A 25,069-nucleotide genomic window follows, 5' to 3' on the forward strand; every position below is an offset into this window, starting at 1 on the left:
AAATTTGATAAAGGTAGAAGATGCAATGCAAAAAAATGTTATAACAATCAAAAACGACATGAAGATAGAAGAAGCCGCTAGAATATTAAGGGAGAATAGGATAAGCGGCGCCCCGGTCATAGACAAAAACAACAGATTAGTTGGCATATTAAGTGAAGGAGACATCATAAGACTCATCGAAGTCCATTCCCCCAAATTAAACTTAATACTCCCCTCACCATTGGACCTCATAGAATTGCCCATTAGAATGAAACATGAATATGATGAGATAGTGAAAGGGCTAAAAAAGGCTGCAGTAACATTAGTTGATGAGATAATGACGCGAAAACCCATCACAATAAGACCAGGCCAATCAGTATCAGATGCTGCTGAACTCATGGACAAACATAAAATAAAAAGATTGCCAGTAGTAGACGATGAAGGCAACCTCATGGGCATAATCACAAGAGGCGATATTATAGGGGCACTAGTAAAAACATAGAATCTGTGAGGTCCCTCCATTGACAAAAAAGATAGCAATTTATGGAAAAGGCGGTATCGGTAAATCGACTATCGTCGCCAACATAGCAGCATCCTACTCCCAAAAATATAATGTACTGGTTATAGGCTGCGACCCCAAAGCCGACACTACAAGGACATTATATGGTTCAAGGATACCCACAGTACTATCTATTTTAAGGGAAAACAAAGAACCCAATCCCGAGGAGGTGGTATACAAAGGTTATAATGATATATCATGTGTCGAGAGTGGCGGCCCCGAGCCGGGGGTTGGCTGCGCCGGCCGCGGGGTTATAGTTGCCATGAATCTTCTTGAAAGACTTGGCGTCTTCGAGGAATCATTTGATATCATCATATATGATGTGCTTGGTGATGTTGTATGTGGGGGCTTCGCAGTACCATTAAGGGAAGAATTTGCAGATGAAGTCTACATTGTAACATCTGGGGAATACATGTCACTCTACGCGGCTAATAATATAGCTAAGGGTATAAAGAAGCTTAAAAGCAGACTTGGTGGGATAATCTGCAACTGTAAAGGTATCAAGGACGAGACAAGGATCGTGGGATCATTCGCAGAGAGGATAGGATCGAAGGTTATAGGGGTTATACCTAAGAGCGAACTTGTACCTGAAAGCGAAATCGAAGCCATGACAGTTATAGAAAAATTTCCAGATTCAAAACAGGCTATGGTTTATCATGAGCTTGCTGAGAGAATCTATGAAAACGAGGATTTCACAGTACCAGAGCCCCTTGCCATGGACGAATTTGAAGAATTCTTCAAAGAACTTAAAAAAAGGGCTTCAGATCTTTAAGGAACATAACCTCGGCGCCTAATTCTTTCATAACATTTAAAATCGCATTCATCGCAACCTCAAAACTCTCATAGTAGTGTAAATGGGATCTGCACCTACAATCAGAACATCCGAAACCTTCAATGGACCCATGATTTTCTAATCCATTAGAGATCAAACATTCGAGCCGTCTTTTATCTGCTGTGAATATCACATCCTCTATTATTGTATTTTCATGGGCTAGAAGATAATCAATATGCCAACGAATCTTCTTATCATCTGAAAGATGCCTTCTGATCCTAGCCTCTAATGAATTTAAAGCCGAACCAACATATACATAGTATCCACGTTCCATTTTAACTCTACCAAGCCTGCCAACATTTAAATATGAGGTCTCTCCAACTCTAATAATTAGACAATAAGTTCCCCTCATCATTATCAGCCTAGTCCTTAGAACTTTATGTTTAAGATGAATCTTCGCAGGCCAGCAGGCGAACTCTGGCTCAGCCTAGTCCTTAGAACTTTATGTTTAAGATGTGATACCATGAAATATGTATTTTATGCTAGGGGCCATCCTAATGTAACTTCAAAGCATAAGTCTACATTTGAGATCACAATGGATGAAGAAATTGGGAAAACAGCTGATTGTATTATAGGTGTTAGTTCGTCAACTTCCATGAAAGATTTTCCAAGGGAATTTAAAAAGGCGATTGCAAATAAAAATGCCAAGATCAAAGTTATATTAAAAACAGAAAATGCAAAGGATGAAATAAGTGGTAGGGGCCATCCAAATTTGACTTTGGATCATCCAAGGGATATGGTGTGTCGTAAAAGCGATTATATTTGTGACAGAACTTTAATGATAAAAGCTGATAAAGCCGCTTGTGACCTTAAAAGAGAACTGATAGAAGACCTAAAAAAAGGTTCTGATCTTAGGGTTGAAATAATAATAAAATAAAAAAAGGAATTGTGGGGGGGCGTATAGGGAGCCTAGAATGGTAGGCTTGCATATATTCCCAGTATTTTTGCTGTTGCTGTGTTCCAACTGTTTATTACACCTAAACTGTTCCTAGTGCTTGTTGCATCCGCGTTATACCATGCTCCTTTGATGTAGATTTGTGCCCAGACATGTCCATAGGTTCCGCTGGAGAATGTGCAGATTCCATGCATGTAGCGTGCTGGAAGGCTGGCTGCCCTTGCAAGTGCCACGACAAGATGTGCATGGTCACAACAATTACCAGTCCTGTATTTTAGGGTTCCAACAGCACCATACCTCGTATTATAATAGAAACTGTAGCTTATATTATCCCTGACCCATTCAAAGACGGCTTTGGCCTTATCCCATTCACTTGTAAGACCAGCAGTTAACTGAGCCGCCAATTTCTGAATACTAGGATCATTCACCTGACAATTCGCAGTAGCCACAAGATACTGGCTGAGTCCAGAATTTGATGTGTTTCCTTGCTCTGTTGTTGAACTTCCTGAATTTGTTGATGATCCTGAATTTTTTGTTTGGATGTTTTTCACTGTAACATAATTGGGTAATCTGCCCTTGTCATTATAGAATGCGAGTATTTTGCTCATTGTATAGGCTATGCTCTCTGGGTTTACCCGTCCAATGTTGGTAGTTACATAATTGGGTAATCTGCCATTTGTTTTTATGAAATTGGCCAATGAAGATGTTGATTTGATGTAATTTGATTTTGTTAGGGTGCCTGTTGCTGTTCCTGTTGGATTGGATGCTGGTAAGACTTTTATTGGAGTTATTGTAGTTGTTGTTTTATAGTACTTGTTGATGTTTAGGATGGCTTGTGCCATGAGATATGTGAATTGTTCTTTCGTCACTTTTTGACTTCCGACTTGGACAGTTGGTGGAACTGCATTGTTCTTTTCTGTATAACTTTTAACTGTTTTAGCCGCGGTTATCACGTCCTTTGTTGTTACGGGTGTCTGGACATCCCCGGCTGCAGCATACGAATTTTCAGATTGATAATCTCCTTGGGTATTATTGACTGTTATGTTATCTTGTGCATGGCATCCTCCTATATTTAATATGAGGAAGCATGCCATTAGCATGTAGATTAACCCTTTAATCGAAATTTTACCGCCTCCATATCCCAGCCCTTATATCAGGGTGCTGGGATGATATAACATTGTGACACGGATCTCATATATAAATATTTTGGTCCAATTTTGGGAAAAAGACGATCTCAGAGCTTCTTAAAAAATAAAAAACGTTATTAAAGGTTTTCATTCATCTAAAGTGTTGGTTTAAATTATTAGAGAGTATTTTGGAAGTTTGAGCTCTAAACGATCTTATATTGTTCAACAAAGTCATCTCTAAAACTTATAAAGGTAATAAAATGTGGATGGTCATGGATAAAGAAGCATCTTTTGGTGCTCTCACACCTTCTCATACCCTCTTCTATTGTGCCTTGATCATACAAAGGGGAAAATGATAGGTTCATGGGAAATTGGGAGGATATAGATGCAGGGGACGGGATTCGAACCCGCGAAGGGACTCCCCCACTAGGCCCTCAACCTAGCGCCTTTGACCACTCGACCACCCCTGCATGTAGATAGTGGGAAGAACTAAAAAGGAGGAAACATTTAGCTTTTTCAGACCATTGATATATTATGGTCATTATATAAATTTTTCGGATGAATTTTTTTTTCGTGGAGGTGAAAGGAGGATGAGGGCTATAAAAGAGGAGGGTAACAACATTTTAGTTGATATAGAAGTTTCTGTAAGGTCGCAAAAGTTTGAAATAGGCGATTATAATCCATGGAGAAAAAGATTAGAAGTTAAAGTGAGATCTCCCCCATCAAAGGGAAAGGCTAACAAAGAACTTATAAAAGAATTTTCTATTATTACCGGGAGAGAAGTTGAAATCGTACGTGGTATTAAAAGTCCATATAAAACTTTGAAGATTAGAAAAATTGATAAGGATGATTTCATGAAAAAATTGAAGAAAAAAAGTTATTAATGATAGCTGATAAAAACAAACATTATGATATCCATAATATCCGTGACGACCAGTAACATTACTCCTACTACAAGTCAGACCATGATATATGGTATAATAGCAGTTATTACATTAGTAATATTCCTTGGATTAAGGGAAGTTTTAGAGGCGGATGAAAACAAAAGCAAGAAGATAAAAGCTTTTATATCAGAATCCGATATTGTGATAATACCATTGTTAATAGTATTCGCAGGAATATTAATCTATAAGATCATCACAATACTGAAATAGTGGGGGTTTATATGAAAGCGGTTATACCAGCAGCGGGTCTGGGCACGCGGTTTCTACCAGTTACTAAAGCTCAACCAAAGGAAATGTTACCAGTATATGACAAGCCAACAATACAATATGTTGTTGAAGAGGCGGTTGCCTCAGGTATAGATGATATACTTATTGTAACAGGAAAGGGTAAACGATCAATTGAAGATCATTTTGACAAATCCTTTGAACTTGAATATTTCCTTGAAAAGAACGGAAAACACGAACTTTTAGAGAGTGTTGAAAAAATCTCCGAACTAGCAGATATTTACTATGTAAGACAAAAGGAGCAAAGAGGCCTTGGAGATGCTATATATTGTGCTAAGAAGCATGTTGATGGCGAAGAAGTATTCGCGGTGCTCCTAGGGGATACTATAACAATCTCAGATATACCATGTACTAGACAGCTTATGGACACATATGAGGAGTATGGTTCGTCAGTTATTGCAGTGGAAAAGGTCCCTAAGGAAAAGGTTGAAATGTATGGTGTGATCAAACCAAAAACTCTGACAGAAGACCTTTATATAGTGGAGGATCTTGTCGAAAAACCTTCACCTGAAGAAGCTCCTTCTAATTTTGCCATAATAGGACGCTATGTGCTTGAAAATGAAATATTTGATCACATAGAGAACACTAGCCCAGGTGTGGGTGGTGAAATTCAATTAACAGATGCTATGAGATTTCTTGATAGAATCTATGGTTATGTGTTCAATGGTAAAACCTATGATATTGGTAACAAGATTGACTGGCTTAAAACATCCATAGAATTCGCATTAGAAGATGAGGGCATAAAAGAGGACATCATAGACCATCTCAAAGAGCTGCTAAATGAAAGGGTATGAAAAGGAAAACCATGAAATTGCATAATCCATGTGAGAATGTTATACCAACAATACTCTCTGTTTTCTGATACATATAACCATAGAATATGGCAACGAGGAATACAAATATGAGCTCATAGAGGGATCCCCATCCAACATGACAGATAGTGAAGAGTACTGAAGCATATAACAAACCGGGTGAAACTCCTAGAAGCTTTTCCGAATTTCTTTGTAATATTCCCCTGAAAAGTAGCTCTTCTGCAAGCCCCGCGCATATTAATATAAAAAAGCCTACAAGCAGATATGGAAAAGTTGACATTGGTATGAATGGCTTCGGATGCAAGATCATAAACTCAATATAACCTATAGGGAACCCGGTTAAAGCTATTAAAAACTGTAAATTGGGTTTCTTCAAGATTAAACCAACTTCTTCCACTTTCGATTTCTGGGTTTTCATTAATACATATGCTAAGGCAAAAAGTGGCAATGATATTATTAATAACTGATAGATCTGGGGAGTCACTACAGGTATTGAAAAACTTACAATCCTGATCAAGGGCAGTATTATCATAGAATTTAAAAGTCTTTTCAACTTTTCATTGGAGACTAGGGAAGAATGAATCAACAAAGCAAATAATATGAGGACATGGGCCCCAAGGCCAGCTAAAACATTTATGTATACTGTTAAGATTTCGGCGAGAAGTATAACGATGGGATAGCCTATAAGTGATAGCAAATCCCTATTTATAGGCTGTTCAGATAAATATCCTTCTATACTTTTTATTTTGGCATAGGATGACAGTACAAGATTAGTATCATCTATTAGAGTGCAGAGTTTATGGTACTTCTTGTATAATTTGAGGGCATCTTCAAATTTGCCTTCTTCTTCTAATAGTCTGGCATGATGGTATATGGCTTTGGCTTGATTTTTAGTGTCATTGAGTCTTTTGAATTTCTCAGCGGCTTCTTTATACATTTTCTGGGCGTTTTTATGGTTTCCTTTTTTTTCATGGATTATACCAATATTAAGGATTGAAAGCGCTTCCCCTCTAGGATTTTTGCATTTATTATAAAGTTTCTTGGCGTTTTTATAACTTTCAAGGGCATGGTCTTTCATGTTAACTTCCTGGTAAACTCTCCCTAATTTTAAGAGTATTTCAGCTGTTCTTTTTAGATCTCCCCTATGGGCAGATTTTAGAAGTTCTGCTTGAAGTTTTTCAAAATTTTCTTTCAAGGGTTTTCTCCCTCCCATTTGATATTCGCCATTCCCATTGGAAAGTTCACCTCCCCATGGGAATCTCTCTTTGACTTTCGGATAGAGGCCGTTTTTTCAAGTTTAGGGTACTTATAAGATTATTTTCACACCAGACCTATTGTGGTTATTGTAGTGCGGGCTCTTCAGGACATTGTATGGTGCCGTTCAAGTTTATTATTTTTTTTAATTTAAGCTCCTCTTCATGGTGATGTTCCCCGAGAATTTCATTACTTATCACCTTTGCATCAAAGTTTCATATAATAGCTTTTATAGATTTTTTATCCATGAAGATTATTGAGGATCCGCGGTCATATGCTTTCCTCATGGCAATTTTAGCATCTTTTTTAACGCCTTTTGTAGCTTCATCCATAAATGTGGCTCTTCCAAGTATAGGTTTAGAGTTTGCTATGGATCCTTTTGTATTGGCTTGGGTGCCTACTGTTTATTTGCTTGCTGTTGGCAGCCTACTTATCCCTATGGGTCGTCTTGCTGATATTTATGGGAGGAGGAGGATATTTCAGTTTGGCATTATCTTGTTCACAGTTTCTTCTATATTTGCCGGTTTTTCCATTTCTGCGGAGATGCTGTTATTATTTAAGGTTATTCAAGGTATTGGGGGTGCTATGATATTCAGTAATATTTCAGCTATTATATTTTCTGTTTTTCCACCGGTTGAGAGAGGTTATGCCCTTGGATGGTCTGCTACTGGAACCTATTTTGGATTGTTTTTTGGCCCCGCCCTTGGAGGTTTTTTGACGCGGTATTTTGGTTGGAGGAGTATCTTTTATTTTAATGTGCCATTAAGTGCTTTATGTGCTTATGCCATTGGGAAGATAGAATTTGAATGGAGGGAAGCTGAAGGTGAAAGGTTCGATTTCCTGGGCGCATTTTTAATGGCCTCTTCGCTGATTCTAATCATTGTAGGGTTTTCATTGGTCAGATCTTTTTATGGTTTGTTATTTTTCATCTTGGGGGTTGTTTTATCCTATTTTTTCTATAGGTATGAGGTTGGATATGATAGTCCCTTGTTTGATGTTAGATTGTTTGAGAATAGAAGTTTCATATGGAATGGATTCACAACTTTTATAAGTTATTTTGCTGGGTATCCTGTGATTTTTCTTTTGAGTTTATATCTTCAATATTTTCATGGGTTAAATCCTTGGAAGACGGGTATGATACTTGCAATCCAACCTATCCTCATAGCATTGGTGTCTCCTGTAGCCGGGAAACTTTCGGATAAGAAGAGTCCGAAGGGTGTGGCTGCAACAGGTATAGTTATCATAATCTGGGCCATGGTTATATTTTCATTTTTAGGTTCTTTGTATTTGATCGCCCTTGGATTGGTTTTCATGGGTTTGGGTTTTGCATTTTTTTCCATCCCGAATAGTAAGCTTGTTATGGAGGCTGTGGAGAGAAGATTTTTGGGTGTGGCATCTGCAACACTGGTGACATTTAGGGTGCTTGGTCAGCTTATTGGCATGGCCTTGATAGTTCTTTTCGTTAATATATATCTTGGTGGGGGATCTATTGCAGCTGGTAGGGGGTCTTTCCAGGCTCTTATGGTTGTGTCATTTATATCCTTTATCCTGCTTCTAATAGTGGGGCTTCTGTTAACATTGAAGGCTAGATAATCTCATTGTTAAGTTTTTGGTGCCATTCCCATGCCGTTTCAATTATACTTTTTATACTGGTAAATTTTGGTTTCCACCCGAGGATTTCGCGGGCTTTTTTTGAGCTTCCGATGAGGCGGGGCGGGTCTCCCGGTCTTCTCTGCGATTCAATTGCAGGTATTTTTTTTCCTGTAACTTCTCTACATGTTTCTATAATTTCTTTGACTGAGAATCCATCACCATTGCCTAGGTTGAATATTCCGCTTTTATCCTCTTCTAGAAATTTAAGGGCTCTGTAATGTGCGTCTGCGAGGTCCATCACATGTATGTAGTCTCTTATACAGGTACCGTCTGGTGTTGGATAATCTGTGCCAAAGATTTGAACATTTTCCCTTTTACCTATTGCAACATCTAATATTATTGGTATTAAGTGGGTTTCTGGTTTGTGCCATTCCCCTATTTCGGTTTGGGGGTCTGCACCAGCGGCGTTAAAGTATCTCAGTGAAACGTAGTTGAAATCATATGCGTTACTATAATCTTCTAGGATGTTTTCTATCATGAGCTTGGAGCGGCCATAGGGGCTTATGGGATTGCATGGGTGATCTTCGGTTATTGGAACTTTTATGGGGTTTCCATAGACTGCACAGGTAGATGAGAAAATGAAATTTTTAACGTTACTTTTTTGCATGGCTTCTATGAGATTCAATGTGTTCTTGACGTTGTTTTTGTAATAGGATCTTGGGTCTTGGATGGATTCTCTTACATCTGTGAGGGCTGCGAAGTGCATCACCGCACTTATATCATATTCTCTGAAGATCCTGTCAAGTAATCTTCTGTCTTTAAGGTCTCCTTTTATGAATTCCCCCCATTTAACAAATTCTTCATGTCCTTTACTCAGATTGTCGAATATTAGTGTTTTATATCCTTTATTTGATAGGAATTTGTTAACATGGGATCCGATGTAACCTGCACCTCCAACAATGAATATCATATTATAAGGTATTGGGGGCGGTCTATTATACAATTTTCGAATGTGGGGGGGATTCACATCCTCGGTGTGTGAGGTTGATCCCTATTATGCTTGTTCTTTTTCTCTTTTTTTAATTATCATGGTTAGTGTGATGAAAAGGAGCATTGAAGCTATCCCAAAACCTGATATGACCCCTGTGTATGTGTTAAAACCTGTTTCGAGTCTAGTGTAGGTTATCTTTATGGGCGGGCCTATGAATAGAAAACCGGGGTTGTTGAATGATACCTTCATGGGGAATTCTATTATTAGGCCTGTGTCAATGAGTGGGTAGAGTGGGAATATTGGGGAGGTGTCTAGGAGGTCGAGTAGGAGGTGTGAGAATATAAAGAAGGCTATTATACTTGTATAAGTCCAGGATTTTCTGGTGATTTTTTCGATTATGAGTAGGGGTGATATAATGATTGTTAGTGTGATGATGGAATGTAGGATGCCGGGCAATCCTATTACCTTGTCGAGGTCTGGGAGTAGGCTGAAGAGGGCTAAGGTGAATGTATAATAGGGGTTGAGTTCTTTTCTGAAGAAGTATATTATTGTCAAGGGTATGAATATGTGGGTTAGTATATCCATATTATCCTCCTTGAATATTCTTTTGTTGTTTTGGGGATGTACGTAATATTTTTACTATTTTCAGTTTTTCAGCGATTAAATTTTTTTGCTTTCTGCATTATCCGTTAAGTGTTATAGTTTATTTTATTCCTACTTATGTTAATTTTTAGTATGGGTACGCTTTTTTTATATTATTTTATTATCTGATAACAGTTATATTTATATATTAGATGTTTTAATATTTTATGTGTACAAAATAATGGATATTGTGGAGGGTGGTTGAATTGGTTGAGGAAATGCGGAATTCTAGGATACTTGAAATGGTGCTTGGGATAATTGGGAGCATATTCGGACTCCTTGGCGGCCTTTTTGCAATCTTTTTTTCAGTGTTTGCATCAAAGATATTTTATCTTGGTATAAGTGCGGTGATGGCATCTATCCTTGGTATAATAGGCGCCGTCTATGTGCGTGAAAACCCAAGAAATGGTGGTATAATATTGATTGTGAGTGCTATATGGCTCCTGATAAGCATATCAGCATTCGCAATCCCTGGAACAATATTTTTAGGTATAAGCGGTATTTTAGCAATTATAAGGAGGTGAGAGAATATGAGGGCAATCGCACCCCTACTATTAGTAATGCTTGCAGTGGCTGTGTGCGGATGTACCAGCACGTCAGACACCGACCTAAACGCAGAGAATTCTGACCTAAAAGTAGAAAACCTTGAAGTAATCCCGGAAGGTTATGGTTATTATTCCATAAAAGGTCAAATAACACCGTCAAGGGATTTTGACTACCTCGAAATTGTGCTTAGATGGTATGATGCAGAAGGCAGTGTCATACAAGAAGACCCACTAGCATGGAACATTAATAATGTTAAGTCAGGTCAATCTGTTAAATTCAGCACTTATTCCTACATAGATGCAGGTACGCCAGCAAAAGTTGATCTAATGATATTCGAGGATCCATTCTCAAGTGGAGATGAAAGTTCGGCCATATACAAGACCACTCTAAACGTCTGATCAACATTCTATTTTTCCCTTTTTTTTGAGTTCTTCCAAGATTGTCTTATTTCTTCTAGATAGAAAAATTTTTTATTAATCATCCTCCTAATATATGAGAGGCAGAATAAAAACTATTTGGAGAGCATAAATATGACATGTACTGTACTAGTAGGTGGCGGATGGGGCGATGAAGGTAAGGGAAAATGCATCACTTACCTCTGTTACCATGATAAACCATCCATAATTGCTAGGGCTGGTGTAGGACCTAACGCTGGGCACTCCGTAGAGTTCAAAGGCGAAAAGTATGCCTTAAGACTCACACCGTCTGGTTTTATTCACATGGATGCTAAGCTACTAATAGGAGCCGGTGTACTAATAGACCCTGAAGTCTTCCTCCACGAAATGGAAAATCTGAACAAATATAATGTCCAGGGAAGAACTTTCATAGATTATAGATGTGCTATCATCGAAGAAAAACATAAAATCCAGGACAGAGCATCTGATTACTTGTCAAAGAAGATTGGGAGTACAGGTACGGGGTGCGGTCCTGCGAATGCAGAGCGGGTCATGAGAACTGCCAAACTTGCAAGGGAAATACCCGAACTAGAAGAATATTTGACTGATGTCCCCCTTGAAATAAACAAGACCCTTGACGAGGGGGGTGATGTTTTCATTGAAGGTTCACAAGGTTTTGGCCTCTCACTCTACTACGGGACCTACCCTTATGTCACTAGTAAAGATACCACTGCAAGCACGGCTGCAGCTGATGTGGGTGTTGGACCAACACGCGTAGATGAGGTTATAACAGTATTCAAAGCATATGCTACAAGAGTAGGTAAGGGGCCGTTCCCCACGGAGATAAGCCAAGAAGAAGCCGAGAAGATGGGATTGGAAGAGTATGGGACAGTCACGGGTAGGAGGCGGAGGATAGGTCTCTTTGACATGGACATGGCAAGGGAATCATGCATGATAAATGGGACAACACAAATAGCGGTTACTTGTGTTGATCGTTTATATCCAAGGTGTGAAAGGGTTCGTGAGTATTCCAAGCTTTCAGGCGAGGCTAAGAGGTTCATTGAGGAGATAGAGGATGCTACAGGGGTTCCGGTGACTATAATATCTACTGGCCCGGATCTTGAGGATACTATTGATCTGAGGGATGAACTTTTATAGTTTCCAGAATTGGTTGGGTGTCCCCCACTTGCCATGGCGTATGGCTTCCTTTACGAACCTTGTGGCCATTTTTATACTTTCTTCTAGGCTGAAACCCCTTGTTAGGTAGGCGACTATAGCTGCTGAAAATGAACACCCACTTCCATGGGTGTTTTTGCTTTTTATTAACTTTTCTTCGAAGATTTCGATTTTACCATCAAAAAATATGTTCTTACCCTTTAGGTGGCCTCCTGTGATTATTACATTGCATTTTCTGCCTATTTTCTTAGCGGCTTTTTCAGCGTCTTTGATTGTTTTTATTCTTGTATTGGATAGTGCTTCGGCTTCTTGTAGATTGGGTGTTACTAGTATGGATTCTTTGAGTAGGTATTTTTTAAGGGCTTTGATTGTTCCTTTTACTGCTAGCGGCGAACCTGACTCTGCTATCATAACCGGGTCTGTGACTGTTTTAAGCTTGTATTCTCGTATTTTCCGTGTGACTGTTTTTATGATATCCTCTGAGTATAGCATTCCTGTTTTTGCATATTCTATGGGCAGGTATTCCATGATTAGGTCTATTTGTTCTTCTATGAACCTTGGGGGTAGGGGGTGTATACTGGCAACTCTAATAGGATTTTGGGCTGTTAAGGCCGTTATGGCGGCTGCTCCATAAACTTTGAGGGCTGAGAATGTTTTAACATCGTTTAGAATGCCCGCGCCAGCGGATGGGTCGAATCCGGCGATTGTTAATGCGATCATCTGAAATTACCTTTTGGGTTCTTTTTCTATTCGGAGTCTTTCAGCACCCCTTGAGGGTTTCACTTTCAGTTTGAGATCTTCTAGGTAGGATTGGGTGTAGGTGTTTTTTCCATGGAGTATTATCTCGCCGAGGTCTTCGGCAGTGTTAACATCAAGGGATAGGTAGAATGAATCATGGATTTTGATGGAGAAGTTTAATCTTTTAGCCTCTTTCACATGTTCGAAAAAGCTGCAGTCCCCAAAGCGCAATCTTATAGTCCCTGGGGGGAATAGGAGTGCGTTTGTCCCGCCGCCCTTGGCGGGGGCTATTATCACATCATATTCTTCCGCGTCCTTGATTAATCTTTCTAGGTTGGCTTTGCCGATTAGCGGCACATCTGATGGTACTATTATGATCCTGTCACATTTAGATTCGCACCATTTGACTGCCTGTTCCAGGGCCCCGTTAAGGTCTGTTTGGCCCTTTTCTTTGAGTGTTTGGACTCCTAGTTCATTGGAGAAGTGGAGAACTTCTTCGTCGGCGCTTATGACGATTACTTCATCTAAATTTTTTTTCAGACTTTTTGTAACGTCTTTTAGCATGACTTTTAGGAGGTTCTCTCTTTCTGATGGTGACAGTGTTGGTGAAAGTCTCGTTTTTGCATGTGCGAATGGTGAAACAGGGATGATTCCATAAATTTTCATGTTCTTTGATCCCCTCTATTTTAGTCCGAGGAATTCCATGATTTCGTCCAGCCAGTTTTTGCCACCTGCGAGTATTGTGCTGTTTATGTTCATGGAATTTAGTTGTTCTTCGGTGAGGTTGAATTTTGCCATGAGCTCTGCCTTTGTAAATGAAAGGTTTTCCTTGAATTGGTAGAAATACATGTTGTTTGCCCTTACTGTGTAATAGACTTCTCCACTGTATATGTCAAAGTTGGATCCTCTCGCCAGTAACCAGATTTTTAATTGTGTGTTAAATGCTTCTGAGGGATTTTCTGGGTTTGATAATTCTATGACCTCTTGTATCATAGTTGGGGCTTTATCTGACACGTTTAGGTGGCTTCCTTTAATGGCGCTTTGTTCTGGTTCGATACAATAGGCTGGTATTGTACTGTTACCCTTTGGGGGTATTATTTCGTCCCTTGCAATTACAAGGTCTTCTGATCCTGGGTTGGTTAAGATTGTTCCCTTTTCCACTTTTACTGGCTCTTCGCTATTGGTGGAGACAAGTACTTGATGGGGGATTGTCCCGGCAGGGGTTATCTGGGTTATGTTAACGTTTCCTTTTTCATATGCTTCCTTGAGGGTTATACCCTCCTGGTGGAGGTAGCAGAGGAATCCTAGCCCCCCTGCGAAGATTATTATGAGGCTGATTAGGATCAGGGCCCTCAGGTTCATGGTATATTCTCCATTAGTATGTTTTAGCTAGGAAAGCTTTATATTCGGCTTCTTTCCCACAATTTATACAGGAACTTTTCTTCTTAGCCTCGCTTACCCCGAGGATGTCTACTTTTATCTTTTCTTCTATGTTTTTCCCGCATTCTTCATTTCCGCACCATGGGAATGAGATTATGCCCTTTTTTTCCTCTATTATTTTTTTCGCTTCCTTGAGGTTGGGGGCTGTTCTTATATTTTCTCGCATTTTTTTCCATGCTTCTTCTCTTAACATTCTAGTAATATCATGGAGTATTTTATCTATTTTTTCTTCTAGGTTTTCTAGTTTTATTTCAATTTTTTCTTTGGTGTCCCGTCTTGCAACTACCACAACCTTCTTTTTAAGGTCTCTTGGCCCGATTTCTATGCGGAGTGGCGCTCCTTTCATCTCCCATTCGTAATATTTTCTCCCGGCCCTTATATCTCTATCATCTAGTTTCACTCGGAAGCCAGAATCCTCTAATCTGTATCTGATTTCTTCACAGGCTTTCATAACCTCTTCTGCTTCTTCTTTGAAGATTATTGGTACTATGATTATCTGATATGGTGCGACCTTTGGTGGTAGGCGCAGGCCTGAATCGTCTCCGTGGACGGCTATTATGGATGCTATGATCCTATCAGATAATCCGTAACAGGTCTGGTATGCGTATTCGTGTTCACCCGTGGGTGTTTCAAATTTTATATTGAAAGTTTTGGAGAAGGTTTGTCCAAGGTTGTGAACAGTTGCGATTTGTAATGTTTTGCCATCTGGTAGTAGCGTGTCAAAGGCTATTGTATAGTTGGATCCTGGGAATTTGTCCCATGGTGGCCTCTTCGTTATAATATATGGTATTGCTAGGCTGTTAAAGAACTCCTTGTAAAGTCTGATAGCCTCTTGGACTTGTTCTTCAGCTTCTTCCATTGTCCCATGTACTGTATGGGCTTCTTTGAATGTTGTGATCTCCCTTACACGTATAAGTGGCCTTGTATGCTTTGTCTCATACCTGAAAGTGTTAACTATCTGGTAGATCTTCAATGGGAGATCTGTGTGGGATCTTATCCATAACGAGAACATTGGGTACATTGCTGTTTCACTAGTGGGTCTGAGGGCTAGTTTCTTGTTTAACTTTGTAAGTCCTCCATGGGTTATCCAGTAGACTTCATCTTCGAAACCTTTTACATGGATTGATTCCTTTTCAAGTTGATCTTCAGGTATTAAGAGTGGGAATAGGGTTTCTTGATGGTCCCGGTCTAGGATGTTTCGGAGGATTTTTAGGGTGTGTTTCCGTAACTGGAAACCATAGGGTAACCATACATTCATACCCTTGATGGGATATCTTGAGTCGATTATTTCTGCCTCCTCTAGGATATTATGGAACCATTCACTGAAATCTATCATTTTTATCCACCATTCAATGAGGGTTTATGTGGGCTTTAGAAACTCCTATAATTTTTTCCTCCAAAAATATTTTTATCAGTAAATAAAATTTTTAATGGTGAAAGATTATTTTATTCCTTATTTAAAGTTGTTGTTTGTGATGGAGATGAATCCGAGGAAGATAGAATTGCCAAGGGAAATACACACTGGCCCGGGTGTGATAAAAAATACGGGGATCATATGTAAAGATCTCAGATTCAAAGGTAAGGTTATGGTTGTCACGGGTTATAAGACCTTTAAGATAGCTGGTAAGGATGTTATAGGTAGTCTTGAAGCTGAGGATTTTGAAGCCGAGTATATGAAGGTTAAGGAGGCTTCAATGGAATCTGTTATGATGGTCAAGGAAAATCTTGATGATATTTCCCTAGTATTGGGTGTGGGTGGTGGTAAAGTTATAGATGTTGCCAAGATGGCAGCAACCCTCGCAGGTTTATCTTTTATAAGTGTACCCACTGCCGCCTCCCATGATGGTATAGCATCTCCTAGGGCATCAATTCGTGACGGTGAAAGGGGATCGGTTTCCATGAAGGCAACATCACCCATTGGTGTTATAGCAGATACAGACATAATAATCAAAGCCCCATTTAGGCTCCTTGCCTCGGGTTGTGCTGATATAGTATCTAATTATACAGCCATACTAGACTGGAAACTAGCCCATAGGCTTCTTAATGAGCGATATAGTGAATCTGCAGCGGCGCTTTCGCTCATGACGGCTAAGATGATTATTAAATCTGCTGATGCCATAAAGGAGGGGCTTGAAAGGAGCGCGCGCCTCGTTGTAAAATCCCTTATAAGCAGTGGTATAGCCATAAGTATAGCAGGTACCAGCAGACCCGCAAGCGGATCCGAACACAAATTCAGCCACGCCCTCGACAAAATAGCCCCTAAACCAGCACTCCACGGCGAACAATGCGGCGTCGGCACGATAATGATGATGCACCTCCACGGAGGGGACTGGAAATTCATAAAAGACGCCCTGAAAAAAATGCACGCGCCTACAACAGCCTATGAGCTTGGCATAGAACCAGAGTATATAATAGAAGCCCTTACAAAGGCCCATACCATACGCAGGGAACGGTATACTATATTAGGGGACAGGGGACTTACAAGGGAGGCTGCCGAGAAACTCGCGAAAAAAACGGAAGTGATATAATTGATAACACTAATAGGGGAAAAACTCGCGAAGAAAGGATTAACCTTCATGTACCAAAGACCGGCGAAGGCTTGTGAAGATTGTAGATATAAATCCGTGTGTATCGACCCCCTCGAGACAGGGAGAATCTACAAGATAAAAGAGGTGAAGGATATTGTACATACTTGTCCAATACATGAAGGCAGAAAAGTAAAGGTTGTTGAGGTTGAAAAAGCTGACATAGAAGCATTAATAGATGCTAAAATGGCATTTGAGGGGTCTGTAGTATTATTTGAAACTCCTGAATGCGATGAAGAATGCAATATGAGAAGTTTATGCTTCCCAGAGGGGATAAGAGCCTCAGATAAATGTAAAATCAAGAAGAATCTTGGCAAGGTTGATGAATGCAAAAAAGGTTACAAGTTGAACAAGGTCCTCCTTGAGATCATCTCCAGATAAAAAAAGTGTGTGGGGATTATGATGAATTTGAAGAAAATGGTCGCATATAAAGCCGCCGAGCAGATAAAAGACGGGCAAGTAGTTGGCCTTGGCACCGGTTCCACAGCACGATACTTCATAGAAAAAGTGGGTATGCGCATACGAAAAGAAGAACTAGATATACTCGCGGTACCCACCTCTTATCAATCATTGTTCCTTGCAAGGGATTGGGAGATCCCCATCACTAGTATAATGGAGCATGATGTTGATGTTGCTGTTGACGGGGCTGATGAGGTTGACAAGGACTTTAACCTTCTTAAGGGTGGTGGGGCGGCCCATACACAAGAAAAGATCATAGATTACTCAGCAAGTGAGTTTATTGTTATAGTGGATGATTCTAAACTCACAGATAAACTCGACAAACCAGTGCCAGTAGAGGTTATACCAGCATCTTCTCGTCTCGTATGTGAGGAATTAAATTCTATGGGGGCTGAAGTCAAGATCAGAATCTCTGATGCAAAGGATGGGCCGCTGATCACTGACAATGGAAATTTCATTATCGACGCAGATTTCGGACCTATTGAAGATCCAATAAACCTAGAATATGAGATAAACAATATCCCAGGGGTCTTAGAAAACGGCATATTTTCCAGGGGTGTTGATAGGGTGATGGTAGGTACAAGAGATGGGATAATCGAACTTTAAACACAAAATGAGTTTCATGTTCTTTTTACAATATAGGTGGCGATAAAAAATATTGCTAGTATCATTACTATTGTGGCCCCAGAGGATACGTCAAGGATGTATGAAACCCATAAACCTGTTAGCGTGAATATTATCCCGATCATTGATGATAATATCATCATCCTTGGAATTTTGAAAGTGAATTGCCTTGCGGTTACAGCAGGGATGGTGAGAAGTGCTATCACCAAGATTATACCAACTACTTTTATAAGGATCACAACACTTAAAGCCACAAGTGTTAAAAGCAACAGATAGAATAAGTTTACAGGAACCCCTATAACCTGTGAAAATTCTTCATCAAAGGATATGGCGGTAAATTCTCTATTAAATAAAAGCACACTTGATATTATGATCAAGTCTAATACTAGCATCATCCAAAGATCTGTTCTCGTAACCGTTAGTATGTTACCAAAAAGATAACTGAAGAGGTCGCTGGCATAACCAGGGGTCAAACTTATAAATATTACACCGAGGGACATTCCAACTGACCATAGTATTCCAATAGCAGTATCTTCACTGATCTTAACATTCCTTGTGATGACTCCCATGAGAAAAGCTGATATGATACTGAACGGTATTGCTGTGATCACGGGGTTGATTCCGAGGAAATAACCGAGGCCAATTCCTCCAAATGCTGCATGGGATATACCTCCACTTAGGGATACTATCCTTTTAATCACGATATAGGTGCCAACCACTCCACAGGCTATGCTTACGAGTATTGCTGCTATGAAGGCGTTTTGCATGAACTGGTATTCAAGGCCTATCATAATGGTCACTTTAATGTTTTCTCAGAACCCTGTGGGGTATCCCATGGGCTATCAATTCTACTGGGCACTTATAGACATCCTCAATAGATTCTAGGGCTTCCCCTGGGGGTCCGTGGGTGAATAATCTCTGGTTTAGGCATGCGATCCTGTCAACATGGGTTGCGACCATCCCTATATCATGGGATACCATTACAATGGCCATTTCTCTTTTAAGTTCATCTAATATTTCGTAGAATTTTTCCTGGAATAGGGGGTCTACACTACTTGTCGGTTCATCTAATAATAGAAGTTCTCCCTCCCTTACAAGGGCCCTTGCAAGGAATACCCTCTGTAATTGCCCCCCTGAAAGGTTATCCAATCTTTCATCTTTTAAATTGCTGATCTCCAGCCTTTCAAGCCATTTTTCCACTTTTTCTTTGTCTTCTTGTGTGTAGCCTTGAAGTGGGGCGTGGTAGCATCCCATGAGCACTGTTTCGAAGACATTTATGGGGAAGTCTGCGTCAAAATGGCGCCTTTGTGGGAGGTAACCTATTTTTTCCCTTGCTTCTTCGGGTTTGAGGCCGAATACTTGGATTTTTCCACTGGTTGGTTTTAGGAGGCCTACTATCATCTTGAGTAGGGTTGTCTTGCCGCCGCCATTTGGGCCTATGATAGCTAAGAATTCGTTCTTGTAAATTTCGAAGTTTATATCTTCTAGTATTGTCTTGTTATCGATTTTGTAATATAGTTTTTTAATTTCAACAGCTTTATCCATCTTATCATCCAATTCAGATACCTTTGAGGATTTGTAGCATTTTTTCCATGTTTTCTATGTAGTTTTCCGCGAGTGGGTCTATTGTGACTATCTTTGCATCTATTTCATCTGCTATGGCTTGGACGCTTTGTTTGTTGGATTGTGGTGATACTATTATTATTTTTATATTGTCTTTTTTGGCTTCTTGGATGATCTTTGCGAGTGTCTGTGGTGATGGCTCTTTACCTTCTTTTTCTATTGTTATCTGTTCTAGTTTGTAGTCTCTGCATAGGTAGGCCCAGGCAGGATGATATACTAATATTTTCTTGTTTTGTTTTTCTGTGAGGGTTTGGTTGAATTCTCCATCTAATTTTTCGAGTCTTGAAACGTATTTTTCCATGTTTTCATTGTAGTATCCTTTGTTGTTCGGGTCTTCTTCTGTGAGGGCCTTGCAGATATTTTCAACTATTATGATGGCGTTTCGCGGTGATGTCCATACGTGTGGGTCTTCTTTCATGAGTTTTATATTCTCTGAGCAGTTTATTATCTTCATGTTTGGGTTTAGTTCTTTTAGTTTTTCCATCCATGTTTTTTCGAATTCTATACCTGAGCCTATCTGGAAGTAGATTTTTGCCTTTGATAGCTCTTTTAATTGGCTTGGTTGGGGCTCGTAGGTGTGTGGGTCTGCTCCTGGGGGTACCATTACTATGACTTTTACTTTGTCTCCGCCTACTGCTTCTATGAATTCCTTTTGGGGCATTATTGATGCTGCTACGATTATTTTCTCTTCGGGGCTTGTTTCCCATCTTTTACTTGTTGTATATAACAGTGTGCATATTATGATGGCGATTATGATTAATATGAATATTCTGGTTTTTTTCATTGGTAGATTATTTATTGATTTCATCCTTAAAAAATTTATTAATAATATGGAGAATATTTAATAATTTTTATGATAACATTTTTAAATGTTTATTAATATAGTTTTGGTTATGGCTGTGATCAGCATTTCAATAAGCAAAAAACTCCTAGAGGAAATAGACACTTTGAAAGATGAGATGGGATTTTCAAGCCGCTCAGACATTATAAGAACAGCCTCCAGAATGTTAATAGATGCTAAGAGGAAACAAATGAAAATAAAAGGCGAAGTTAACGGCGTGCTTTTCTTAATACACAAAAGGGAAGTTGAAGACAAGGTCAACGATATCAAACATGATTATGAGACTATCATAAACACACAGATTCACAGTCACTTGAAAAACAAGAATTGTCTTGAAATCTTCATCCTAGAAGGTGAAGCTGAAAAAATAAGGGAACTCACTTCGAGATTTCGAAATTGTGGGAAAATGGAACACCTAGAACTTATAATAATCTAGCCTTACGATATCCATGACTAAAACTAGCATCATATAACATTGAACTTTCAAAGTCTCCAGGTTCGAGAACATCACCCACTATGATAATAGCAGTCCTCTGAATATTACTTTTCTTCACTTTATTTTCTATATCGGAAAGTTTACCCTTTATTATCTCCTCATCGTCCCACGAAGCCCTTTTAACCACGGCCACGGGTGTATCATCACTATAATGTTCCCTTAAATTTTTAACAACTTCCCCGATTTTATGAACTCCAAGGAATATGCACATGGTGGAATTATGCCTTGCAAGATCGCCCAGATCTTCACCTGGGGGTACTGGCGTTCTCCCAGGGGGTCTTGTGATTATAACAGTCTGAGAAACACCAGGCACAGTTAACTCCCGTTTAAGGGCGGCTGCAGCAGCGAAAAGTGAACTCACCCCTGGTATAATATCGAATGGGATGTTTCTCTTTTTAAGCTCCTTCATCTGTTCCATTATAGCCCCATAAATTGAAGGGTCACCTGTATGTATCCTGGCAATAATCTTCCCGGAGCTGGCACCATCCACCATGACTTTTACTATCTCATCTAATGTCATGGATGAACTATCATAGATCCTAGCAGAATCAGGTGCAAAATCTAAAATCTTCTTGTTCACAAGGGAACCTGCATATATTATAATATCAGAATCTTTGATTATCTTAACAGCCTTTAAAGTTAAAAGTTCTGGGTCTCCGGGCCCGCCGCCAATAAAAAACACCTTCCCCTTCATAAAACCCTCCCTCTATAGAATAATATGTAAGCTACTACCATTAATATTATAGCCATTAGGAATCCTATGATCGCCATCCCCCTATCACTTCCAAAGATTATGGGGATGGGCCCGATCATTATAACCCCACCTGTTTTAACCTCCGCGCCTTCCTTTGTCTTGGTGAACATGCCTATGATGCTGCCAGCGAATATGAGGAATATACCAACTATTATGAGGATTGTCCCAACTATTATCAGTGAGTTAGTGTTCAACTTTTATCAAACCTCCCCGCGGTGAATCTCAAGTCAGCGTACACTGAATGGTCTGGTTAGTGTTTAACTTTTATCAAACCTCCCCCCTATTGAAAGGTTTTACTGGTTGATCCTTATCCTATATTCGGTCATGCCTTTATTATCTCTTTTTTCTAACAGTTCCATTTCCACCATTGCATCTAGGACTTCTGTAATGTCAACGAAGCATTCTGGTGAATTTTCACAGAGTTTGATTTCACATGGGCAGATTATCTTTTCTTCTATTTCCTCTTCTCCCATCCATTGGGGGTTCCTAGTCAATGAGTCATGTAGGAGCATGCAGAGTAGTATTCTCCTTTTCTTGTCTTCGTCAAATGGTAATTCTTGGATGAACCCTTTTATTCCAGTTACAATCGTCTTTAATTGTTCCTCTTCTTCTTCAGGTATTATTGTTAGAGCTTTAACTTCCTCGGCTAGGAAGTATTCACCTCTGCTCACATTGAAACGATCCTTTTTAAGCACTAAGCCCCCAATGTCTTCAACATATTCTTCAAATTCCTCGAATCTATAGGGGCCTCCACTAAATAATACTATCTTATACATTTTAATCCCCTATTTTATATTGTGTGGGGCTCTTCTATAAAATCGTAAGGGAAAAATTATATTAATATTTTATCATATTATCATACTAAGGTTTGTGATATTATGATAGGATGTGAAAAGGGGGTTCTCACAACGGATTTTCTGGTCTCATTCCTCTGCTTGTCCTTCATAGTATCTTATCTAATGGTTACAGCATCTTATAGGATGGATTACGCTAATGAGGAGAGGATATTAACTGATTTAAGGGTTTTAATGGATGAATTGGCCGGTAAGATTAATCTTGTATTGGCTGGTGGCCCGGGACATGAGGTGATCTTCACAACCCCTACTAGTATTCATGGTTCAAGGTACCAGTTATGGGTCAATTCCACTGGAGTATATGGTATGGTTAATGGTAGGTATGGTAGATCCCTCATTTATCCTACTACTGTAGTTGATTCTAGTGGGAATCCTAGAAGGATTATGTTGCGGCCCGGACTCACTTACAGCATCAAGAATCTTAAAAGGGGTAATGGGACTATTATAATGATAACAGAGGCGAAATAGGATGGATAAAGGGCAGATAACAGGGGAGTATATTCTCCTATTGGGATTCACTATCTCAGCACTGATTCTATTATCCTCTTTTTTGGAAGATAGTCTGGAATTGGATATTGCTATTGCAGCTGCGAGGGATGGTGCCATCCAAGGGGCTAACATGAATGAACTCGCAGTCTATCCAAGGCATGCATACTATGAATATGAAACGAGAAAGAGTATGCTTTTACAACCGTCTTCTGTCCAGATCATTAAAGTGGAGACTATAAGAGAAGGATATAATAGAACTTATGGAAAATATAAAATTAGGCTTATAGTGTATGCCCATCTAGAAAAGGAGATCCCAGATGATTGTAGGGACTCCCTAGGAGATAGGATAAACTATTATATGCGGAGAAACATTTGTTTAACATTTAAAACAGAAAATATAACTAATGATTTTTATAATCCTGCCTTTTCATATAATTACATGTTCACAACATCAGATGTGAAATGGATATAAAATCGAAAATCACTAGTATGATAAGGTTACAGATAGTTTATCCATATTCGCGGTGGGGGACTTTGCAGGATATTATATATTGATAAAATTTTTTTGTTGGGTGAATCTATGACCAAGACAAAAAAGGAGAAATTAGATGATGTTATTTCAGGTTTCATGCAAGTTGGACAGATAAGGGCATGTGGGATCGTATCCAAGGAAGGTCTTCTTATCAATGCTCGCACACCCCCTGATGTGGATGCGAGAATATTCTCAGCTTTATGTTCCACTATCATGGGGGCTGCTGAGGCGGCTTCTGGCCAGATGAACACTGGTGCAGTGGATGAGATCACTGTAAGAACTGAGAAGGGTATAATAATCTTAAAACCTGCGGGTGAAAAGGCCATATTAACGGTGCTCGCAGAACCAGAAGCCCAATTGGGGCTTTTACTTGTTGAAATGGAGACTAGAGCGGGTCAGGTTGAAGAAATTCTCAAGGAGATGTGAAGATGAAAAGGACTTACATCCCCAAACTTGACGATATACTCGGTGGAGGTATAATCGATAACGCCTCTGTAATGTTCTCTGCCGTTCCTGGCGTGGATTATGAAGCATTCGGTTACCAGATGCTGAATGGACGATTAAAAGATGGGGATAAGGGCTTCATATTCACGAACGTAGCCGAACCTGAAACCATAGTATATGAGTTCAGATCCTATGGTTGGGATCTTGAAAAATTCTTACAGGATGGTCAGGCTTTCTTTGTTGATGGAACTTCACCATTCATGGGTTTACCATCAGATGCGAAATATTCTATCAAAGACTATTCACAAGTAGAAGAGGCGATCATGGAAGCTATAGAGGACGTACCGGATGGTATAGGTGTCATAAATAATCTTTCAACCTTGATAGATTATCTTGGAGAAGATGAGACAATAGACATTATTAAAAAATGGAACCTGCACGGTAAAAAATATAATACTAGCCTAGTTTATCTTTTCACAAAATGGGATTATAATTCCAATTTGATCCAGAATCTTAAAAAGTCCATGGATTGTGTGGTTGAGATTAAAACAATAGAGGAAAGGGTTATAATAGGCCAGGGTTTCATGGTAGCTCATTCTTCATGGTCTGAACCATCAGATACTATGGTATTATTCTTTGTGGTGCAACCTGGGGGAGTTAAAGTATACATACCTAAGATACTGGTCACGGGCCCATATAATGCGGGTAAATCGACTTTCGTGAAGAAAATATCAAAGAAGTCTGTTTCAGTTGACAGGAAGGCTTTATCGGCTTTCCCAACCACGATAGCATTGGATATAGGACATCTTGAATATAAAGGTTTTGTAGCTGATGTATTCGGCACACCGGGTCAAGAACGGTTTGATCTCCTATTAGATGTTCTGGGCAAGGAATCGGTTGGTGCTTTCATAATCGTTGACTCAACAGCCCCACAAACCTTTGCAAGGGCCAAGGAGATGATAAGGAAGACAAAGGCAGAGGCCATACCAAAGGTTTTAGTCGCGAATAAGCAAGATTTGCCAGGGGCGCTTTCACCTGAGGAAATACGTGAAAAGATGAAAGTTGGCAAGGACATCCCTATCATACCAGCAATAGTAACAGAGGGAAGGGGAGTTACTGACGCCCTTGAAGCCCTCCTAGGGCTAATATATGGTGATTGA

General features: G+C 39.6%; 32 protein-coding genes, 1 tRNA gene and 1 pseudogene. 18 read left to right on the forward strand and 16 right to left on the reverse strand.

What is annotated here, in order from left to right:
• Positions 1–4: 4 nt before the first annotated feature.
• Both ACZ5XX_RS05740 and cfbC read left to right on the forward strand, forming a co-directional pair.
• Complete coding sequence (locus ACZ5XX_RS05740) at positions 5–481, forward strand: CBS domain-containing protein (RefSeq protein WP_464583388.1); 477 nt, start codon at positions 5–7, stop codon at positions 479–481.
• Between the two features lie 19 nt (positions 482–500).
• On the forward strand, positions 501–1,310 hold the full coding sequence (gene cfbC, locus ACZ5XX_RS05745) for a Ni-sirohydrochlorin a,c-diamide reductive cyclase ATP-dependent reductase subunit (protein WP_464583390.1): 810 nt from the start codon (positions 501–503) through the stop codon (positions 1,308–1,310).
• Here the strand turns inward: cfbC and ACZ5XX_RS05750 are convergent.
• Positions 1,285–1,722, reverse strand: a complete 438-nt coding sequence (locus tag ACZ5XX_RS05750) for a GIY-YIG nuclease family protein (protein WP_464583392.1) — start codon at positions 1,720–1,722, stop codon at positions 1,285–1,287. The genes cfbC and ACZ5XX_RS05750 overlap by 26 nt on opposite strands.
• 111 nt (positions 1,723–1,833) lie before the next feature.
• Here ACZ5XX_RS05750 and ACZ5XX_RS05755 point away from each other — a divergent pair, with 111 nt between their 5' ends.
• A complete protein-coding gene (locus ACZ5XX_RS05755) occupies positions 1,834–2,247 on the forward strand; it encodes a DUF371 domain-containing protein (RefSeq protein WP_464583394.1) in 414 nt (137 codons plus the stop codon).
• Positions 2,248–2,279: 32 nt separating this feature from the next.
• Here the strand turns inward: ACZ5XX_RS05755 and ACZ5XX_RS05760 are convergent, their stop codons facing one another.
• A complete protein-coding gene (locus ACZ5XX_RS05760) occupies positions 2,280–3,365 on the reverse strand; it encodes a transglutaminase domain-containing protein (RefSeq protein WP_464583396.1) in 1,086 nt (361 codons plus the stop codon).
• Positions 3,366–3,778: 413 nt separating this feature from the next.
• Positions 3,779–3,862: transfer RNA gene (locus tag ACZ5XX_RS05765), tRNA-Leu, on the reverse strand.
• A 120-nt stretch (positions 3,863–3,982) separates the two neighbouring features.
• On the opposite strand from ACZ5XX_RS05765, the gene ACZ5XX_RS05770 reads away from it, so the two are divergent.
• Genes ACZ5XX_RS05770 through galU form a run of 3 tightly spaced genes read left to right on the forward strand, consistent with a single transcriptional unit; the run spans position 3,983 to position 5,415 of the window.
• Positions 3,983–4,276, forward strand: coding sequence for a DUF167 family protein (locus ACZ5XX_RS05770; RefSeq protein WP_464583398.1), 294 nt, complete (start codon positions 3,983–3,985; stop codon positions 4,274–4,276).
• A 24-nt stretch (positions 4,277–4,300) separates the two neighbouring features.
• The gene (locus ACZ5XX_RS05775) at positions 4,301–4,546 is read left to right on the forward strand and encodes a hypothetical protein (RefSeq protein WP_464583400.1); all 246 of its coding nucleotides are present in this window, start codon (positions 4,301–4,303) and stop codon (positions 4,544–4,546) included.
• An 11-nt stretch (positions 4,547–4,557) separates the two neighbouring features.
• Complete coding sequence (gene galU / locus ACZ5XX_RS05780; RefSeq protein WP_464583402.1) at positions 4,558–5,415, forward strand: UTP--glucose-1-phosphate uridylyltransferase GalU; 858 nt, start codon at positions 4,558–4,560, stop codon at positions 5,413–5,415.
• Here the strand turns inward: galU and ACZ5XX_RS05785 are convergent.
• Complete coding sequence (locus ACZ5XX_RS05785) at positions 5,387–6,628, reverse strand: CPBP family glutamic-type intramembrane protease (protein WP_464583404.1); 1,242 nt, start codon at positions 6,626–6,628, stop codon at positions 5,387–5,389. The two genes, galU and ACZ5XX_RS05785, sit on opposite strands and share 29 nt — an antisense overlap.
• Positions 6,629–6,933: 305 nt before the next feature.
• Between ACZ5XX_RS05785 and ACZ5XX_RS05790 the strand changes: the two genes are divergently transcribed.
• Positions 6,934–8,280, forward strand: coding sequence for an MFS transporter (locus ACZ5XX_RS05790; RefSeq protein WP_464583406.1), 1,347 nt, complete (start codon positions 6,934–6,936; stop codon positions 8,278–8,280).
• On the opposite strand, the gene galE is transcribed toward ACZ5XX_RS05790, so the two are convergent.
• Both galE and ACZ5XX_RS05800 read right to left on the reverse strand, forming a co-directional pair.
• Entirely contained in the window at positions 8,273–9,250 is a 978-nt protein-coding gene (gene galE, locus ACZ5XX_RS05795) for a UDP-glucose 4-epimerase GalE (RefSeq protein WP_464583408.1), read from the reverse strand. The two genes, ACZ5XX_RS05790 and galE, sit on opposite strands and share 8 nt — an antisense overlap.
• A gap of 84 nt (positions 9,251–9,334) precedes the next feature.
• Positions 9,335–9,856, reverse strand: a complete 522-nt coding sequence (locus ACZ5XX_RS05800) for a metal-dependent hydrolase (RefSeq protein WP_464583411.1) — start codon at positions 9,854–9,856, stop codon at positions 9,335–9,337.
• Between the two features lie 263 nt (positions 9,857–10,119).
• On the opposite strand from ACZ5XX_RS05800, the gene ACZ5XX_RS05805 reads away from it, so the two are divergent.
• The 3 genes from ACZ5XX_RS05805 to ACZ5XX_RS05815 all read left to right on the forward strand — a co-directional run bounded on the left by ACZ5XX_RS05805 (position 10,120) and on the right by ACZ5XX_RS05815 (position 12,012).
• A complete protein-coding gene (locus ACZ5XX_RS05805) occupies positions 10,120–10,437 on the forward strand; it encodes a DUF4064 domain-containing protein (protein WP_464583413.1) in 318 nt (105 codons plus the stop codon).
• A gap of 6 nt (positions 10,438–10,443) precedes the next feature.
• Positions 10,444–10,857, forward strand: coding sequence for an FxLYD domain-containing protein (locus tag ACZ5XX_RS05810; RefSeq protein ID WP_464583415.1), 414 nt, complete (start codon positions 10,444–10,446; stop codon positions 10,855–10,857).
• Positions 10,858–10,989: 132 nt separating this feature from the next.
• Positions 10,990–12,012, forward strand: a complete 1,023-nt coding sequence (locus tag ACZ5XX_RS05815) for an adenylosuccinate synthetase (RefSeq protein ID WP_464583417.1) — start codon at positions 10,990–10,992, stop codon at positions 12,010–12,012.
• On the opposite strand, the gene thiD is transcribed toward ACZ5XX_RS05815, so the two are convergent.
• The 4 genes from thiD to proS are packed head-to-tail and all read right to left on the reverse strand — an operon-like array spanning position 12,007 to position 15,544.
• A complete protein-coding gene (gene thiD, locus ACZ5XX_RS05820; RefSeq protein ID WP_464583419.1) occupies positions 12,007–12,750 on the reverse strand; it encodes a bifunctional hydroxymethylpyrimidine kinase/phosphomethylpyrimidine kinase in 744 nt (247 codons plus the stop codon). The two genes, ACZ5XX_RS05815 and thiD, sit on opposite strands and share 6 nt — an antisense overlap.
• 6 nt (positions 12,751–12,756) lie before the next feature.
• Positions 12,757–13,434 (reverse strand): 2-phospho-L-lactate guanylyltransferase, encoded by a 678-nt coding sequence (gene cofC, locus ACZ5XX_RS05825; protein WP_464583421.1) that lies wholly within the window; start codon positions 13,432–13,434, stop codon positions 12,757–12,759.
• Positions 13,435–13,449: 15 nt separating this feature from the next.
• Positions 13,450–14,130 (reverse strand): ARPP-1 family domain-containing protein, encoded by a 681-nt coding sequence (locus ACZ5XX_RS05830; RefSeq protein WP_464583423.1) that lies wholly within the window; start codon positions 14,128–14,130, stop codon positions 13,450–13,452.
• A gap of 13 nt (positions 14,131–14,143) precedes the next feature.
• Positions 14,144–15,544 carry a proline--tRNA ligase gene (gene proS / locus ACZ5XX_RS05835; protein WP_464583425.1) on the reverse strand — a complete coding sequence of 467 codons (1,401 nt, stop codon included), beginning with the start codon at positions 15,542–15,544 and terminating at the stop codon, positions 14,144–14,146.
• Positions 15,545–15,689: 145 nt separating this feature from the next.
• On the opposite strand from proS, the gene ACZ5XX_RS05840 reads away from it, so the two are divergent.
• From ACZ5XX_RS05840 to rpiA, 3 genes are read left to right on the forward strand one after another with little or no spacing between them, the layout of a single operon-like run.
• Positions 15,690–16,736, forward strand: coding sequence for an NAD(P)-dependent glycerol-1-phosphate dehydrogenase (locus ACZ5XX_RS05840; protein ID WP_464586258.1), 1,047 nt, complete (start codon positions 15,690–15,692; stop codon positions 16,734–16,736).
• The gene (locus tag ACZ5XX_RS05845; protein WP_464583427.1) at positions 16,737–17,174 is read left to right on the forward strand and encodes a UPF0179 family protein; all 438 of its coding nucleotides are present in this window, start codon (positions 16,737–16,739) and stop codon (positions 17,172–17,174) included.
• Between the two features lie 21 nt (positions 17,175–17,195).
• Positions 17,196–17,858 carry a ribose-5-phosphate isomerase RpiA gene (gene rpiA / locus ACZ5XX_RS05850; RefSeq protein ID WP_464583429.1) on the forward strand — a complete coding sequence of 221 codons (663 nt, stop codon included), beginning with the start codon at positions 17,196–17,198 and terminating at the stop codon, positions 17,856–17,858.
• 14 nt (positions 17,859–17,872) lie between these two features.
• On the opposite strand, the gene ACZ5XX_RS05855 is transcribed toward rpiA, so the two are convergent.
• The 3 genes and pseudogenes from ACZ5XX_RS05855 to ACZ5XX_RS05865 form a co-directional block, all read right to left on the reverse strand.
• Positions 17,873–18,667: a metal ABC transporter permease gene (locus tag ACZ5XX_RS05855; RefSeq protein WP_464583431.1), complete on the reverse strand. Its 795-nt coding sequence runs from the start codon at positions 18,665–18,667 to the stop codon at positions 17,873–17,875.
• 10 nt (positions 18,668–18,677) lie between these two features.
• Positions 18,678–19,322, reverse strand: a pseudogene (locus ACZ5XX_RS05860) (metal ABC transporter ATP-binding protein); the annotation flags it as partial.
• 112 nt (positions 19,323–19,434) lie between these two features.
• The gene (locus tag ACZ5XX_RS05865; RefSeq protein WP_464583433.1) at positions 19,435–20,283 is read right to left on the reverse strand and encodes a metal ABC transporter solute-binding protein, Zn/Mn family; all 849 of its coding nucleotides are present in this window, start codon (positions 20,281–20,283) and stop codon (positions 19,435–19,437) included.
• A gap of 85 nt (positions 20,284–20,368) precedes the next feature.
• On the opposite strand from ACZ5XX_RS05865, the gene ACZ5XX_RS05870 reads away from it, so the two are divergent.
• A complete protein-coding gene (locus ACZ5XX_RS05870; RefSeq protein WP_464583435.1) occupies positions 20,369–20,776 on the forward strand; it encodes a CopG family ribbon-helix-helix protein in 408 nt (135 codons plus the stop codon).
• On the opposite strand, the gene cobM is transcribed toward ACZ5XX_RS05870, so the two are convergent.
• The 3 genes from cobM to ACZ5XX_RS05885 form a co-directional block, all read right to left on the reverse strand.
• Positions 20,763–21,530 carry a precorrin-4 C(11)-methyltransferase gene (cobM, locus tag ACZ5XX_RS05875; protein WP_464583437.1) on the reverse strand — a complete coding sequence of 256 codons (768 nt, stop codon included), beginning with the start codon at positions 21,528–21,530 and terminating at the stop codon, positions 20,763–20,765. The two genes, ACZ5XX_RS05870 and cobM, sit on opposite strands and share 14 nt — an antisense overlap.
• The gene (locus tag ACZ5XX_RS05880) at positions 21,527–21,784 is read right to left on the reverse strand and encodes a TIGR00304 family membrane protein (RefSeq protein ID WP_464583439.1); all 258 of its coding nucleotides are present in this window, start codon (positions 21,782–21,784) and stop codon (positions 21,527–21,529) included. Before ACZ5XX_RS05880 ends, cobM begins: the two co-directional genes overlap by 4 nt.
• Positions 21,785–21,883: 99 nt before the next feature.
• A complete protein-coding gene (locus tag ACZ5XX_RS05885; RefSeq protein WP_464583441.1) occupies positions 21,884–22,366 on the reverse strand; it encodes a methyl-coenzyme M reductase family protein in 483 nt (160 codons plus the stop codon).
• Between the two features lie 102 nt (positions 22,367–22,468).
• Here ACZ5XX_RS05885 and ACZ5XX_RS05890 point away from each other — a divergent pair, with 102 nt between their 5' ends.
• From ACZ5XX_RS05890 to ACZ5XX_RS05905, 4 genes are all read left to right on the forward strand, one after another.
• Positions 22,469–22,912, forward strand: a complete 444-nt coding sequence (locus tag ACZ5XX_RS05890) for a hypothetical protein (RefSeq protein WP_464583443.1) — start codon at positions 22,469–22,471, stop codon at positions 22,910–22,912.
• Between the two features lie 82 nt (positions 22,913–22,994).
• Complete coding sequence (locus ACZ5XX_RS05895) at positions 22,995–23,405, forward strand: hypothetical protein (protein WP_464583445.1); 411 nt, start codon at positions 22,995–22,997, stop codon at positions 23,403–23,405.
• Positions 23,406–23,513: 108 nt separating this feature from the next.
• Positions 23,514–23,891 carry a roadblock/LC7 domain-containing protein gene (locus ACZ5XX_RS05900; RefSeq protein ID WP_464583447.1) on the forward strand — a complete coding sequence of 126 codons (378 nt, stop codon included), beginning with the start codon at positions 23,514–23,516 and terminating at the stop codon, positions 23,889–23,891.
• 2 nt (positions 23,892–23,893) lie between these two features.
• Complete coding sequence (locus ACZ5XX_RS05905; protein ID WP_464583450.1) at positions 23,894–25,069, forward strand: ATPase domain-containing protein; 1,176 nt, start codon at positions 23,894–23,896, stop codon at positions 25,067–25,069.

It is taken from the genome of Methanothermobacter crinale (genome assembly GCF_055397825.1).

Coding starts and splice junctions, on each gene's coding strand:
- ACZ5XX_RS05890 (WP_464583443.1), top strand. CDS start 22,469: ATGATAGGATGTGAAAAGGGGGTTCTCACAACGGATTTTCTGGTCTCA.
- ACZ5XX_RS05800 (WP_464583411.1), bottom strand. CDS start 9,856: ATGGATATACTAACCCACATATTCATACCCTTGACAATAATATACTTC.
- cobM (WP_464583437.1), bottom strand. CDS start 21,530: ATGAAGGGGAAGGTGTTTTTTATTGGCGGCGGGCCCGGAGACCCAGAA.
- ACZ5XX_RS05770 (WP_464583398.1), top strand. CDS start 3,983: ATGAGGGCTATAAAAGAGGAGGGTAACAACATTTTAGTTGATATAGAA.
- ACZ5XX_RS05830 (WP_464583423.1), bottom strand. CDS start 14,130: ATGAACCTGAGGGCCCTGATCCTAATCAGCCTCATAATAATCTTCGCA.
- ACZ5XX_RS05855 (WP_464583431.1), bottom strand. CDS start 18,667: ATGATAGGCCTTGAATACCAGTTCATGCAAAACGCCTTCATAGCAGCA.
- ACZ5XX_RS05840 (WP_464586258.1), top strand. CDS start 15,690: ATGAATCCGAGGAAGATAGAATTGCCAAGGGAAATACACACTGGCCCG.
- ACZ5XX_RS05790 (WP_464583406.1), top strand. CDS start 6,934: ATGAAGATTATTGAGGATCCGCGGTCATATGCTTTCCTCATGGCAATT.
- ACZ5XX_RS05885 (WP_464583441.1), bottom strand. CDS start 22,366: ATGTATAAGATAGTATTATTTAGTGGAGGCCCCTATAGATTCGAGGAA.
- ACZ5XX_RS05815 (WP_464583417.1), top strand. CDS start 10,990: ATGACATGTACTGTACTAGTAGGTGGCGGATGGGGCGATGAAGGTAAG.
- cofC (WP_464583421.1), bottom strand. CDS start 13,434: ATGAAAATTTATGGAATCATCCCTGTTTCACCATTCGCACATGCAAAA.
- ACZ5XX_RS05865 (WP_464583433.1), bottom strand. CDS start 20,283: ATGAAAAAAACCAGAATATTCATATTAATCATAATCGCCATCATAATA.
- ACZ5XX_RS05900 (WP_464583447.1), top strand. CDS start 23,514: ATGACCAAGACAAAAAAGGAGAAATTAGATGATGTTATTTCAGGTTTC.
- thiD (WP_464583419.1), bottom strand. CDS start 12,750: ATGATCGCATTAACAATCGCCGGATTCGACCCATCCGCTGGCGCGGGC.
- ACZ5XX_RS05905 (WP_464583450.1), top strand. CDS start 23,894: ATGAAAAGGACTTACATCCCCAAACTTGACGATATACTCGGTGGAGGT.
- ACZ5XX_RS05760 (WP_464583396.1), bottom strand. CDS start 3,365: ATGCTAATGGCATGCTTCCTCATATTAAATATAGGAGGATGCCATGCA.
- ACZ5XX_RS05810 (WP_464583415.1), top strand. CDS start 10,444: ATGAGGGCAATCGCACCCCTACTATTAGTAATGCTTGCAGTGGCTGTG.
- rpiA (WP_464583429.1), top strand. CDS start 17,196: ATGAATTTGAAGAAAATGGTCGCATATAAAGCCGCCGAGCAGATAAAA.
- ACZ5XX_RS05750 (WP_464583392.1), bottom strand. CDS start 1,722: ATGAGGGGAACTTATTGTCTAATTATTAGAGTTGGAGAGACCTCATAT.
- ACZ5XX_RS05755 (WP_464583394.1), top strand. CDS start 1,834: ATGAAATATGTATTTTATGCTAGGGGCCATCCTAATGTAACTTCAAAG.
- galU (WP_464583402.1), top strand. CDS start 4,558: ATGAAAGCGGTTATACCAGCAGCGGGTCTGGGCACGCGGTTTCTACCA.
- galE (WP_464583408.1), bottom strand. CDS start 9,250: ATGATATTCATTGTTGGAGGTGCAGGTTACATCGGATCCCATGTTAAC.
- ACZ5XX_RS05775 (WP_464583400.1), top strand. CDS start 4,301: ATGATATCCATAATATCCGTGACGACCAGTAACATTACTCCTACTACA.
- ACZ5XX_RS05870 (WP_464583435.1), top strand. CDS start 20,369: ATGTTTATTAATATAGTTTTGGTTATGGCTGTGATCAGCATTTCAATA.
- proS (WP_464583425.1), bottom strand. CDS start 15,544: ATGATAGATTTCAGTGAATGGTTCCATAATATCCTAGAGGAGGCAGAA.